Genomic DNA, 13567 nt, shown 5'->3' with positions numbered 1-13567 from the left:
GATGATAAGATGATTGAGAAAATTGAAACAAGACAGGAAGGTACCCACACCTCCAAAAAGTAGAGTTCTTAATTTTTCTGATTTGATTTTTAAAAGCGGCTCTAAGCAGACGGCACCTGAGTATAGATTAATGTTATTGGTGGTCCATCCTGCTAGGATAAGAAATAAAGCCACCCATAGATTCCAAAAATTTCCATTGGAGCGTTTTAAAACATCTAAAATTGTTCCTCCTGAGCTTCCGGCAGCTAAGTAGACGCCTACAATTTCTAAAATAGGAAGAGCGAGCACGAAAATGATAGAAATGCTGATAAACCCGTCTTTACTTGTTTTAGCATGTCGATAATAGGTAGGTAAATCGATCACAAAGGCAATAGCTAAAGCGATAACCATCGAAATGCCTGCAAAAGAAAGAGGTACAGAAGGAGCCGATGGAGGGGCGTCCTCAACAGTGAAGAAAGCATAGCCTAAGGTAATGATTAAAAGAGGGAGACTAAGATTAGATAGAAAATTAATAGACTTAATCCCATAAAGGGCAGCCACGGTAATTAAACTGCCGAGCATAAGATTGGATAGCACACCAGGTAAAGCCTGGTTTTTATCCAGAGATAATAAGTCAAATACACTTAGGCTCATCATATTGAGCTGGATAGCAAACCATCCGACTAGCGATACACACATCGTTAAGGCAAAAAAAGTCACACCTGTTTCCCCAAAATATTCGGTAGCATTTAAAGGGGTAGTCTTTCTTTTTTCGCAGCTCATTTTCGTCGTAGCCAGACCTAAAAGAAGCAAAATGGCGTTTCCCAAGAGGATAGCTGCAATAGAAGAGGCAAAGCCATAAGTTTGATAAAGTGTTTGTCCAATAACGATTACAGGCAAGCAGATAACGCCACCTATTTGAATACTTGATAATTGCCACCAATTACGTTGATTATCCATATGTTTATCCCTCAAATAATTTAAAAGAAGTCTTATAGTGCAATGACTAGTTTCCAAACAATATAAAAGAAATTTTTGTTTTTTTGAAGAAGCAAATCATCAGGGTCTTTTATTTAGCTAAATGTATGAGTAATCGGCTCTAAAACTATAAAGCAGCCACAAGAAAATCTCCTTAGTCTTTGCTCTAGCAATTTTTAAGGAGCAGGTTAAATATCTATCATGGTATAGAGTAAAATAAAGTAAAAAAGGGGGAATTGGCATGGCAAACATGATCTATCGTTCTCATCCCTGGCATGGCCTTTCTTTAGGGCCCCTAATGCCTCAAATTGTTAATTGTTACATTGAAATCGTGCCTACGGATACGATAAAATATGAGCTTGATAAAGAAACGGGGATCCTAAAAGTTGATAGGCCTCAAAAGTATTCAAGCGTATGTCCAAGCTTGTATGGATTGCTGCCTAAGACCTATTGCGGCCATCACTTAGCGAGTTATTGTATGCAAAAAACGGGTCTTAAAAATATCCAAGGCGATGGAGATCCTTTAGATATCTGCGTATTCACCGAGAAAGTCATTCCTCGAGGAGACATTATTTTAAAAGCCATTCCTATCGGTGGATTTCGATTAATTGATGGAAATGAGGCGGATGATAAAATTATTGCTGTGATGGCAGACGATTTAGTTTATGGCAGCCTTCAAAACATTGATGAATGTCCGCAAAGCTTGATTGAAAGGCTTCGTCATTATTTTTTAACCTATAAAGATTTCCCCGAAAAAACTAATGGCACCGTCCAAATCACCCACCTCTATGATGTTAAAGAAGCTCATCAGGTGATTGGACTAGCTCTTCAAGACTATGAAGATAAATATGGATCTGCTTCAAAGCCGGAAAATTTTTGGTAAAATAGTTTTTTATCCTCCTAGAATAGTAGGCCTAGAGAATGCATCATATGAGAGGGGAATTAGGAGCAATTTTATTGAAAAAAGGTGGAAAGAATGGCTATTGTAAAAGCGAAGAGCACTCCTATTGCGAACCATGCGATTGACTCTTCAAATAAGGAGCTAAATTAATGAGTCCTTTAATTTTTTTAGTGCTAGGTTTTATATTAATATTTATAGAGTTTTATCTGCCAGGTGCCCTAATGGGGATTGTCGGGGGTATTTGCATATTAGCCAGCTTTAGCATGTTTGCTAGGCAAACAGAATCTTTCCTATTGGTTATCTTATATGTGATGGGGAGTGGCGTGGCTCTTGCTTTTTTAATTAAATTTGCTCTCTGGCGCATTCGTACCGAAAAGCCTCAGCATAGCATTTACTCTGCAGATACTCAAGATGGTTACCGTGCTGTCGATTATGATGCTTCTACAATCGGTAAGTCAGCCATCGTGCTGACAGATTTAAAACCTGGGGGATTTATTATCGTAGAAGGCAAACAGCAACCTGCTATTTCTCAGGAGGGGTATCTATCTAAAGGTACTAAAGTTCTTGTGATTGGCGGCAATGAATCTAATTTAATTGTTAGAAAGGAATAAAACATGACTCATCAACTATTGGCCTTGCATTTAAGCTCAGAATTATATTTTTTGCTGATTCTTCTTGCATTGGCTTCTCTTATTATTTTAAGCATTCTGGGAAAATTTCTTAGCTTTTGGTTCCAAGCTTTTGTCTCGGGTACTCCGATCCCTTTATTTAATCTCATCGGTATGAGTTTGCGTAAAATCCCTCTACGAGTCATCGTCAATGCGCGCATTAATCTATTCAAAGCAGGGTTAAAGCAAGTGACTGTCTCAGACTTGGAAACACACTATCTAGCTGGAGGCCATGTTTCTGAAGTAGCTACGGCTCTTATAGCTGCAGATAAAGCCAATATTCAGCTCGATTGGCGCCGCGCAACAGCGATCGATTTGGCAGGAAGAGACCTTCGCGATGCGGTGCAGACCTCTGTAAATCCCAAAGTAATTGACTGTCCTAGCCATGGAGGCTACATCACAGGGGTAGCTAAAGATGGCATTCAAATTAATGTCCGCGCTCGTGTAACCGTAAGAACAAACATTGCGCAATTAGTAGGCGGCGCTACTGAAGAGACGATTATTGCTCGTGTGGGTGAAGGAATTGTAACTGCTATTGGTAGTTCTGAAACCCATCTACATGTCCTTGAATCGCCTCATAAAATTTCCCAAGTGGTTTTAGAAAAAGGACTTGATTCTTCTACAGCTTTTGTTATTCTTTCTATTGATATTGTTGAGATGAACTTAGGTGAAAATATTGGTGCCAAGCTGCGTGCCGATAAAGCAGAATCCGATAAACGTATCTTCCAAGCTGAAGCAGAAAAAAGGCGAGCAATGGCTGCTGCGATGGAACAGGAAAATATGGCTAAAGTTAAAGACATGGAAGCTAAGCTAATTGAGGCTCAGTCTTCTATTCCTATGGCGATTGCCGAATCTTTTCGCTCAGGGCACATAGGCATTATGGATTTCACCCGTTATGAAAATATTCTTGCTGATACTAAAATGCGTAAATCTATTGCCGAAGAAAGTGACGATAGAAAAAAATAAGCTATAAGCTTGATAGGCCTTAATTGCTAAGCTAATAAAAAAATAAGGCCTTCAAGCAGCTTTCATGAGTAAAAGTAAGCTTATAGAGGGAAGAATAAAAATTTTAAGAAAGTTTTGTTCTCAGCCATCTCATTAACAGCTTTGAATAGGGAAAAATAAGATGCATATTATCGATACGATAGGTTTCTTAGTGAGTGTAGCAGCCATGCTCTATATGCTCATTAAGCTTGTTCAGCCTAATAAAAGGTCTAAAAAACTTGCCAGCATCCAAGATGATGACCCCCTACAAGCTAAAAGATTGCAAGATTTTCTTCATTCCTTAAATGCCGATATGGAAAAAAGCAAAAATTTTACTCCTCCCTCCCCAAAAAATTTAAAGCCAGCGAGCCTACCACCTGAGCATAAAAAGAAGACAATCTATCATCAACCTGCTTACAAAAAGAAAACTTCTAAAGAGGAAAATAAATTTAAATCAAATTTAGATGGCTTTCAGGTGCGCAATCAGATTGAAGAACGCCAATTTAATATGAATAGCAAAAATAAATATGAAGGGGATTATGGTGACCATCTTTTAAGCCAGGGCTTTCGTGAAAATAAATCTGCTCCTCCTTTGATTTATAAGCGCTCTTCCCGCATTAAAAATTTAATTCATCATCTTCCTACTAAGAAAGATCTCATTGTCATCCATGAAGTTTTAAATCCTCCTAAAGGTTTTAGATTTTAACTATGTCCATTCGTGATAATTACCGAGCCTTACAACAAGAAATTGCGGAAACAGCCCACGCCTGTAATAGAAAGATTGAAGACATTAAACTAATTGCGGTCTCTAAAAAGCAACCTTGGGAATTTATTTTTCCCCTTTATCAAGAAGGGTGCCGAAATTTTGGAGAGAATAGAATTCAAGAAGCTTTACCTAAGATAAAACAGGCTCCTCCTGACTGCTATTGGCACTTTATTGGGCCCTTACAAAAAAACAAAGTACGTAAAGCAGTGGGCCCTTTTGTTTTAATTCATTCGGTAGATTCTTTGGACCTAGCTAACAAAATAGCAGAGGTGTCTAAGCAATTAAATTTAATTACAGCTATTTTACTTCAAGTAAACACCTCTCAAGAACAATCTAAGCAAGGGATGACTTGCGAGGAGTGCTATCAAAATTTTAATGATTTTCTTTCTTTGCCCCACCTTGATGTGCAAGGATTAATGACAATGGCTCCTTTGACCGATAATGAGAAAATTATAGCTAAAAGTTTTGAAAGGCTACGTCGGTTAAAAGAAGCTTTGTTAAAAGATTATAAACCTTCTAATCAATTACCTCATCTATCTATGGGAATGTCCCAAGATTATAAACTAGCCATTCGCGAGGGAGCAACCTTACTACGTATAGGCTCAAAGATTTGGCCTTGAATCTTTCTCTCCTTTTTTCATTTTTTTATTAACCTTAAACCCATATTCCTCACCTGAAACTTAAATTATTGATTGCTAAGCCTTTATAAAAGTTAATTCTTAAACTTGATTTTTATAATCCTATCATATTCAGATGCTTACAAAAAAGTGGGAAATATGGGCTTAAATAAATTTTAGCTTGAGCAATTGCTCGCGATGAGCAACTTTTGTAGGTCTATCTAGCGCCACATTTTGTCCTCCACTTGATTAGATAGAAAGAAAAGTTAACCTTTTTGTTTAAAAATAGTGTGCTATATATGTCCCAATAATTTATTCTTCTATCTACTTTTTTTACGCCTATAGATAGGGTTTTTATGAATGCTCTGCTAAATAAATCTATCCGCCTGAACAACACTTTTTTACTTTTTGTAGCTGTTTGCTGTGGCCTTATCACTGGGTACATGAATAATGAAATGGTAAATACCGTGGCCGAAAGCTTTTCAGCTGTATTTATTAATCTCCTTAAATTGGTCAGTTTACCTATCATTTTTCTTTCCATTGTCTCAACTTCGTCAGGGATGGAAAGTGCGCGTGAGCTAAAAGTTTTAGGCCAAAAAGTTCTAAAATACACTTTGTTAACAACAGTTATTGCGGCTTCTACCGCTTTGATTTTATTTGTAGTTATCGATCCTGTGCGCACCCATCTTCAGGAAATAAATTTTGAATCGGTAGCCACGATGGAAAAACAGGGAAGTTATGTGCAGTATCTCCAGCAAATTATTCCTTCCAATGTCATCAGGCCTTTTAATGATAACAATGTAATAGGCGTGCTGTTTATTGCTCTTCTATTCAGTCTTTCCATTATTGCTCTTCCTACGGAAAATCGCCATATCCTACATGCTTTTTTCTCAAGCCTCTATGCTGCAATGATGAAGATGACAACATGGATTATCAAGCTCATGCCCTTGGCCATCTGGGCTTTCATTACCCTTTTCATGCGTGATTTACATGAAGGGCTAGAAATCGAAAGTTTAGCTCTCTATTTAGCCGTAGTCATTTTAGCTAACCTGGTGCAGGGAATTATTGTATTACCTCTTCTTTTAAAATTTAAAAAAATCTCTCCTTTAAGGACAGTGAAAGGCATGTTGCCAGCTTTATCTATTGCCTTCTTCACCAAATCTTCCAATGCCGCCTTACCGATGGCTATGAAATGTGCCGAAGAAAGAGTGGGAGTTTCTCGTCGTGTAGCGAGCTTTGCTTTTCCCCTATGCACGACTATCAACATGAACGGTTGTGCCGCTTTCATCCTTACTACTGTTCTTTTTGTATCGATGAGCAATGGCATGACCTATACACCTTTAGAAATGATCCTATGGGTTTTTCTTGCTACTATCGCTGCCGTAGGAAATGCAGGGGTCCCCATGGGCTGCTATTTTCTTTCGAGCGCTTTTTTAGCCACTTTGAATGTTCCTCTTAACATATTAGGAGTGATTTTACCTTTTTACACCCTTATTGATATGGTGGAAACAGCCCTGAATGTTTGGTCGGACTCATGTGTAGCCACCATCGTTGACAGTGAAGTTTCTCCTCATACTGCTTCTTCTTCTATCGTTAATGAATCTTCTCTAAGTGTTTAAATCAAAGTTACACGTAACTTTAGAAGACCTGGCAGCCCCTAGAGCTTTATTTAACGCTTTTATCTCAATCCTTAGATAGTTGGATCTAAGCGATAGCGCATCAGTTTTTTTATTTTTTCTCCTTACTAGGCAAACATTCTTCTAAAAAGCCCTCCTCTTTTTTTAGTTCTTTGTAAGCCTGATAGGCGCGATTAGAACGAAAAAGACTACGCCTATAAGGCGCTAGTTTTTTAAGAGGAGGGAGCTTTAGGGCAAGGAGGGGATAAGAAGAAAAGGTGAACCTTAGGAGGAATTCTAAGCTTTTTACAAACGTGATAGGGGGCTCGGTCCAAAATCAGTAAGGCATGAGAAGAAACTGGTAGGGATTGATTAACCTGTTCGAGAAGATGCTCAATGGCTTTGCTATTTAAGAAAGGAAAAATAAGTCCTTCTGCTTTTTCTAAAGCTGGGCAAATAGCTGTTGCTATATAGAGGGTAGGATAGGCTATTGACTTAGGCACTTTTGGCCGCTTTCCTTTTTTCGCTGCTCCCTGGCGATAGGCGGGAGGGGGGCCTAGCTTGGCTTCATCTTCAAACCAAATTTCGATCTTGTGCTTAGGAAATTGATTACTTAAGGCCTCAATGGCTTCTGGGACTTTTTTAAAACCTGTATATTCCTTTTTATTGGCTTGATAGCCCGGAATGCGGGATGTTAAGGTGGTATAATGAGGGTAACCTAAAATTTTCGACCCTTCAGGCAAAGCCAAGCTTTTATCAAGCTCTTCTTTGACGGTGAATGGAAGGTCATGCAGGGGAGAAAGACTGCTTGACTCTTCAGGGCTAGGTCTTCTTTCTGCCCGTCCTGAAAATGCTTTTTTTCGCTGGGGCATTACAGCTCTTTTTCTTTCGGTAGTTATAGGCCGATTGTCTTGTAATCTTTCCAAGTGGTAATGATTATATCGTCGTATCCATTTCTGAATAGTACTTGTACTATATCCCAGAGCTTTTCCTATCTGATAAGCGCTTTCTCCTTCCATCGCCATGGCTATGGCTCTTAATGGGTGGCTGTATCTAGCAGATGGTTGCCTCTTTGCCAGGGCGTTTAGTTCCTTGATTGTATGATAAGCAGCTACAAACATGGTTTCCTCCTCCTTCTTCCATACCTTTTCTCATTCAATTATCCTCCTTATTAAAATTTAGTAAAAGACAGTTTGTATTCTTAAACTTTATGGTTGGCAAAGTTTTTTAAGCATAAGCATTCTTCATTCTTTGCGCGGGAGTTGTTAATAACGCTAAAAAGCTCCTAAAATATAAAGAGTAAAAGCCAGCAAGAGCAAAGAGAAAGGTTTTTTAAAAATTTTTTTTGCTTGGTACAGGGAGTAGGTAAGTTATCAAAATAGCTGAAGCCTTTCCCAGCCTTAAGCACCTAAAGTTGTGGTATGTTTATGGGAGAGTCGGGGAAGTTTGTTCTCTTCTAAGTTTATGGCTTTCTAACCAGGAAATGGCTGACTTTAAGCCATTTTTAGGAAGAGAAGCATAAAAGATAAGAGCTCTGAAAATTATATAAGTAAACTCTCAAATTAGGTTAATAATAAAGGCCTGCGAGTAGATGGAGCGCGAAAACCTCATCCCCAAAGGATGAGTTTTAATTTCTCCCATGAGATCAACTTTAGGGTTACCCTCTTTGTCTTGCCTTTGAAGGTAAAATCCTGTGGAAACCATGGAGTTGTGCATCTGCTGGATGATTCACCTCAGGAGTTCTTATACTTGCAAACAAGTGGGTGGCGGCACTCTCTACTTTAAATTGAATATAGTCACTCCACTTGTTTCTTAATACAGGAGTTACAAAGAAGCCCTCCCTTTGGCCCGAGGTTCAAGGGGCGTTAAGCTAGCTGAGAGTCTCTCTTTAATTTTTTGAGCCAACTTGTCGGCAGAGCCAGGAAAATAGCTAAGGAAAAGTGAGGGCTCAATCATTTCTACTTCCACCACAGCTAACGCAGAACCTTTCTTGATCACGTCTACTCTAGCATGTAAATAAGGTTGTTCAGTAGCAAGGAGGATTTTTTTAACTTCGTTGATCATCCAATTAGGTGGGGTGATCGGTTGAACGGAGCCTCCATGTGCGCTTTGCACTAAAAATTGCCCATCTGCCGGCTTTTTTAACACGCAATGGATAAACTCTTTTTCGAAGAAGATAAAGGACCATTCGCCTTCTGTCATGATTTCTTTCATAAAAGGTTGAACTATTAAGTCATAAGGATAATCTTTGAAGTGATCCTGCATTTTTTGAACAGTAGAAGAGTTAAACCTAAAAGTGTGATCTCCACTAGCAGAGATACTAGGTTTTATCACGCATTCTTCCCATCCATATTTTTCTAAAAGGTTGGGTAAGTTTTTTAAATCTTTAGAAGATAAATAAATACTATCAATGACCTTAACTCCTTTCTCTGCTAGCTTTTTTAAATAAACTTTTGAAGCATTCCAACGGATGGTGCTAAGGGGGTTAAAAAGTGGGATTCCTTGTTTTTCAATATCACTTAAGGTTTGCAAGAAAAAGTTAAACTTATCGGTATGATAGTCCCAAGTAGAAAAAACTAACACCGCTTGATAGTCTTTCCAATTGTTTTGAGGATCATCCCAAATCACTGAGCGAGCATCTATTTGCTGTTTTTGCAAGGCTCTTATTAGTAAATTATCATCTTCTTTTGTTTCGGAGCAATTGCTACTTGTGAGCAAAGCAAGGCTAGCCAAGAGAGTCGTTAAAATCATCCATTCCTCAATTTATAAATTTTTATCTAACGTAGGAAGCTAAAAAGATTGTAAGCAATGATAGTTTGTTTTTCTATTTAAAAATTTTTTTGTATAGCGAGTCTTAAATCAAGGCTGGCTATCCTTAAGTAAAATAAATTAATCATTGATGTCCAAACAAAGGCTCTGGGAGAGAGCTTAAGTTATCTATCCTAACCCTTACGACCGAGTGTATAGAGCTGCCTCTTTCAAAGCAGCGTTTTTGCTTTAATATTTTTATTTATTAATTTATTGGTTGTTCAATGTTTTATTTTAAAGAGACAATAGAAAATAGTGAGTGAGGATAGGCAAAAATGGATTTTATGCAGGCAGATCGCCAAAAAGTACTGGAAAGGTGGGGTAAGAAGAACTTGATCAAAAACTTGCGTAAAAAGGTACTAATCCGAATTAGCTGCTTAAAAAATCCTTGAAAAATGTATCCCATAAGATACAATAAGGATATATGGAAGGAATAGAAATCGAATGATACGAAACAGCAAATGGTAAGCAACCCTTTGAAATCTGGATCAAGGATATCAAAGAAATCCATACACGGGCCAAAATCCTGACACGGCTTGATCGCTTAAGGCTTTGGAAACTTTGGCGATTGCAAAACCTTACAAGAAGGGGTTTGCGAGCTTTAAGATTCATTACGGACCCGAGATTAGAATTTATTACGGAAAGATTGGGAATAAAGTCATTTTGCTTCTTTGTGGCGGTGATAAAAGCTCCCAAGAAAGGGATATAGCTAAAGCAAAAGAGTATTTGAAAGATTATCAATCAAGAGAGTTAGACCATGGCAAGAAGTAAAAAATATCAAGAATTTTTGCTCAAGCACTTAAAGGATCACGATGAAGCTGTTGCATACCTAAATGCTGCGCTAGAAGAAAGCCTTAAAGGCGATGAGGAATCCCAACATCTTTTCTTAATGGCTCTACGTAACGTCGCAGAAGCTCAAGGCGGCGTTGGCGCATTGGCTAAAAAAGCTCATGTAGGCCGTGAAAGCCTCTACAAAACCCTTTCAGGAGCCGGTAATCCTAAATGGCACACGCTTGTTTCATTATGTGTAGCAATGGGATTGAACTTGAGATTAAGCTAGACTATGGAAATTGACATCGACGTTTTTCAAGCTTTATTAAAAATAAAATTTCTCATGGGTAAACCTTAAGAGAGTAATTAACGCGAGCTATCGGATAAGAAAATAGTTTAAGGCATGATTTGAAGCAGCCTTAGATTGTTTTCTTATCCGATAGCTCGCGTTAATGTATCAATGCCTAGGGCCATCAATCTAAACCCTAATCTCATTGAGTGCTAATGGCAAAGGATATTATCGAGGGGAACTAGAATAAGAGTTATATGAACCAACAAGCCATTATTGCTAGATACGTCTTGAAAACGTGAATGGAGTATGAAGTTCCTCATGCATTAGAGGCTGCCATTTCTATTTTTATACACCCCATTCGCTTTAAGAAGCATCTATTATCTAATAATCCTTTGACCTACACACTCTGCCAAGAAAAGAGTAATGCCTATCCGAGTCCTGGTCGTTTTGACCGGCGTGTAGTCAGTGGCTTACTGGTAGGTGTGGGCTGCTATTTCTACGCTGGCCTCGCTGTAGAGGCCGGCTGCCTTTTCTTTAGCCCTAGGAGTGAGAGGCACGGCGGCGCAATGGAAATTCTGCTAAGCTAGGGGAACGTGAAAAACTGGCCCTTGGCAAAAGGCTTTGTTTTTTTCTTGGGAAGTAGGATTAAAAATGACGAGAGCTAGCGCTTATCCTCTTATACTCAATAGCCCTTTTTTGTAGCTTGGGGTAAAGTTTCTTGATAGACACAAGATAAAATTCTCAAATAAGACTGTAGCCTTAGATCGATTTAAAGTTTATCCATTTTATTTTTCAAATACCATTCATCATGCTTGAATGTTGAGATGTTATTTTAATAGCATTTATTGCAAACCCTCCCTAATATGATCGTTGATGAATATAGAGAAAAAGAAATTTAAAAGTCCTTGCCTATAAAAAGGTAGCGAAATGAAAATTTAGATAAAGAGAGGCTAAACAAATGAATCCTTTGCGTCCAAATCCCTCTGTTTTATTTCCTGTATTTAAGACTCTTTCTTGGTTTAAAGAAGAAACAAATATTTATGCGGAGATTGCAGCCAAGATTTTCTCAAAATTGGGAGCCTCTGATCTATGTCAAGCAGAGGGAGTTTGCCAAGAATGGAAGCAGCTGATTCAAGCAAGTAACTTATGGAAAAAGCTTTATTTCCAAAAAGCTAGCAGGGCTTCCTCGCCAGAAAAAGAATCTCCTCTAGGTACACTTCCTTCTGAAATGTTGTTAAAAATTTTTTCCTTTTTGCCTGTTAAAGAACTCGGCTTTAGCCAGCAGGTATGCAAGAACTGGTATGAATTAGGGGCAGACACTTCACTTTGGAAATGTTTACTTGGGAAAACTTACCCTGCTTTATCTGCTATACCCGACACGATGAAAATCTCTCCCAAAGATTTACTTGCGGCTCAATACAATATAAAAACTAATCGTGCGCAAATTATTGATTTACTTCCTCTGGCAGTGGAAAAAGGACATAATGAGAACGCGCAGGCAGCGTTTTCTTCTAATGGTAAGCATGTAATTATTTTTAATAATGACCTACCTACCTTTCCTTGGGACATTGCTCGTGACATTGTTAGCCTTTGGGATGCTAATACGGGAAAATGTCTACAGGTTTGGGAAGGAATTACTTGGAGCAGAAATCTATTTCTTTCTTCAGGTAGCCAGTGGCTAATTATCAATAGATCTAAGTCCACTAGTCTTTGGAATGCCAACACAGGAGAATGTCTAAAAGTCTTAGAAGAAGATCCATTGGGCACAGAAGTATTCTTTTCTCCAAATAAGGAACGGCTAGTTACCAGGGGTAGCTCCATTTGCCTTTGGGATGCTAAAACGGGAGAATGCCTGCAGGCTTTAGAAAGACGGGAAACAAAAGATTGGAGTGCACAAACACCTTTTTCTCCGGATGGCAAGTGGCTGGTTATCGATAGCTCTAAGTCCATTAGCCTTTGGGATGCTAAAACTGGGGAATGCCTACACACTTTGGAAAAACCGGATAAAGAAAGCCTGTTCACAAGAATATCTTTTTCTCCAGATAGCGCGTTGCTAGTTATCAATGGTAATGAATCCATTAGCCTTTGGAATGCTAACACGGGGGCGTGCTTGCATATTTGGGATGAAATCAGTGAGGTAAACTCAGTAACTTTTTCACCAGATAGCCAGCAAATAGTTATCGACGACTATGAATTCATTCGCCTTTGGGATATTAAAACTAGAGAATGGGTCTGCACTTTGGATGAATGCGGGGATGCCTCCATCATATCTTTTTCTTCAGATAGTCAGCGCCTAATTATTGAGAATGAGCAGTCTCTTTGTCTTTGGGATGTTAAAGCTGGAAAAAAGCTAAAAACTTTAGATGAAGAGCTAGCGGCATGCACAGAGATAATCCTCTTTTCTCCCGACAACCAGCGGATAATTGCCGATACGATGGATCTCATTCGCCTTTGGGATGCCAACACAGGAGAATGTCTACAGACTTTAGAAAAACTGGAAAAAAAAGAGTGGCTTGCAAAAATATCTTTTTCTTCAAATAGTGAAAAGGTAGTTATTTACCTCATCGACTCCATCCACCTTTGGGATGCACAAACAGGGAAATGCCTAAAAAATTTGGAAGAGCCTGGAAATTTCAAACAAGCATTTTTTTCTCCAAACAGTCAATGGTTAGTTATTTCTGACCCACGTGAAGTTCAATTGTGGGATGCTCAAACAGGTGAATACTTGCGCCCTTTGGGAAAACACTTCGGATACGGGGGATACGAGCCGGCATCCTTTTCTCCTAATGGGGGACAATTATTGATTGGAATGAAAGTTTTCGATTATTTCCCCGCTAAAAGCGGTAGTTTTCAACCCACGGAATCTCCAAGAAATCTAGAAAATGAAGAGAGAGCAAACAATCCAACTGAAAAATTGGTAGCAAAAGAATCTAAAAAAAGGAAAGCCAGAAGTGCTAAAAGCCAAGAAGATAGTAGCACCGTTTCAGAGGCAGGGGAGCATCTTCGACCTTCTCCCCAGAAAAAAAGGGAAAAAGGGGAGTAGGTTAAGGTTTCTATATTTTTAAGCATTTATTTTAAAGAGCAATATTTAAGCTAATTTCCCATCTAGTGCTACCATAATTTGGCTCTCTTCGGGGGTTTACGTGGTAAAAGGCTTATTTAATACTTAAAGTAGTTAAATCTTACA

The 13567-nt window shown here is 38.6% G+C and carries 14 protein-coding genes; 10 read left to right on the top strand and 4 right to left on the bottom strand.

Annotation, left to right across the window (positions count from 1 at the left end; all coding sequences use genetic code 11):
• Positions 1 to 939: hypothetical protein (locus tag DB41_RS05725; RefSeq protein WP_039385334.1), on the bottom strand; the 939-nt coding region annotated here is incomplete at its 3' end.
• A gap of 259 nt (positions 940 to 1198) precedes the next feature.
• Here DB41_RS05725 and DB41_RS05720 point away from each other — a divergent pair.
• The 6 genes from DB41_RS05720 to DB41_RS05695 all read left to right on the top strand — a co-directional run bounded on the left by DB41_RS05720 (position 1199) and on the right by DB41_RS05695 (position 6512).
• Positions 1199 to 1840, top strand: coding sequence for an inorganic pyrophosphatase (locus tag DB41_RS05720; protein ID WP_039385332.1), 642 nt, complete (start codon positions 1199 to 1201; stop codon positions 1838 to 1840).
• A gap of 167 nt (positions 1841 to 2007) precedes the next feature.
• A complete protein-coding gene (locus DB41_RS05715) occupies positions 2008 to 2469 on the top strand; it encodes an NfeD family protein (RefSeq protein ID WP_039385331.1) in 462 nt (153 codons plus the stop codon).
• Positions 2470 to 2472: 3 nt separating this feature from the next.
• Positions 2473 to 3492 carry a flotillin-like protein FloA gene (floA, locus tag DB41_RS05710; RefSeq protein ID WP_039385329.1) on the top strand — a complete coding sequence of 340 codons (1020 nt, stop codon included), beginning with the start codon at positions 2473 to 2475 and terminating at the stop codon, positions 3490 to 3492.
• Between the two features lie 160 nt (positions 3493 to 3652).
• Positions 3653 to 4216, top strand: a complete 564-nt coding sequence (locus DB41_RS05705; RefSeq protein WP_039385328.1) for a hypothetical protein — start codon at positions 3653 to 3655, stop codon at positions 4214 to 4216.
• A gap of 2 nt (positions 4217 to 4218) precedes the next feature.
• Positions 4219 to 4896 carry a YggS family pyridoxal phosphate-dependent enzyme gene (locus DB41_RS05700; protein WP_039385325.1) on the top strand — a complete coding sequence of 226 codons (678 nt, stop codon included), beginning with the start codon at positions 4219 to 4221 and terminating at the stop codon, positions 4894 to 4896.
• A gap of 353 nt (positions 4897 to 5249) precedes the next feature.
• On the top strand, positions 5250 to 6512 hold the full coding sequence (locus DB41_RS05695; protein WP_052243944.1) for a dicarboxylate/amino acid:cation symporter: 1263 nt from the start codon (positions 5250 to 5252) through the stop codon (positions 6510 to 6512).
• Between the two features lie 230 nt (positions 6513 to 6742).
• Here the strand turns inward: DB41_RS05695 and DB41_RS05690 are convergent, their stop codons facing one another.
• The 3 genes from DB41_RS05690 to DB41_RS05685 all read right to left on the bottom strand — a co-directional run bounded on the left by DB41_RS05690 (position 6743) and on the right by DB41_RS05685 (position 9260).
• Positions 6743 to 7630, bottom strand: a complete 888-nt coding sequence (locus DB41_RS05690; RefSeq protein WP_080502427.1) for an IS630 family transposase — start codon at positions 7628 to 7630, stop codon at positions 6743 to 6745.
• A gap of 436 nt (positions 7631 to 8066) precedes the next feature.
• Complete coding sequence (locus DB41_RS12275; protein WP_238578443.1) at positions 8067 to 8225, bottom strand: hypothetical protein; 159 nt, start codon at positions 8223 to 8225, stop codon at positions 8067 to 8069.
• A gap of 108 nt (positions 8226 to 8333) precedes the next feature.
• Positions 8334 to 9260: a RimK family alpha-L-glutamate ligase gene (locus tag DB41_RS05685; protein WP_039385323.1), complete on the bottom strand. Its 927-nt coding sequence runs from the start codon at positions 9258 to 9260 to the stop codon at positions 8334 to 8336.
• Between the two features lie 609 nt (positions 9261 to 9869).
• Here DB41_RS05685 and DB41_RS12270 point away from each other — a divergent pair.
• The 4 genes from DB41_RS12270 to DB41_RS05665 all read left to right on the top strand — a co-directional run bounded on the left by DB41_RS12270 (position 9870) and on the right by DB41_RS05665 (position 13423).
• Positions 9870 to 10088, top strand: coding sequence for a type II toxin-antitoxin system RelE/ParE family toxin (locus tag DB41_RS12270; protein WP_306459958.1), 219 nt, complete (start codon positions 9870 to 9872; stop codon positions 10086 to 10088).
• The gene (locus tag DB41_RS05675) at positions 10075 to 10377 is read left to right on the top strand and encodes an addiction module antidote protein (protein ID WP_039385321.1); all 303 of its coding nucleotides are present in this window, start codon (positions 10075 to 10077) and stop codon (positions 10375 to 10377) included. The genes DB41_RS12270 and DB41_RS05675 overlap by 14 nt, the downstream gene beginning before the upstream one ends.
• A gap of 302 nt (positions 10378 to 10679) precedes the next feature.
• On the top strand, positions 10680 to 10967 hold the full coding sequence (locus DB41_RS05670; RefSeq protein WP_039385318.1) for a hypothetical protein: 288 nt from the start codon (positions 10680 to 10682) through the stop codon (positions 10965 to 10967).
• A 371-nt stretch (positions 10968 to 11338) separates the two neighbouring features.
• Positions 11339 to 13423, top strand: coding sequence for an F-box-like domain-containing protein (locus DB41_RS05665; protein WP_039385317.1), 2085 nt, complete (start codon positions 11339 to 11341; stop codon positions 13421 to 13423).
• Positions 13424 to 13567: the final 144 nt, after the last annotated feature.

The organism is Neochlamydia sp. TUME1, assembly GCF_000813645.1.
Taxonomy (GTDB): domain Bacteria; phylum Chlamydiota; class Chlamydiia; order Chlamydiales; family Parachlamydiaceae; genus Neochlamydia.
Note: the sequence above shows the minus strand (reverse complement) of the source record. Positions and strands in the feature narration are given on the sequence as shown.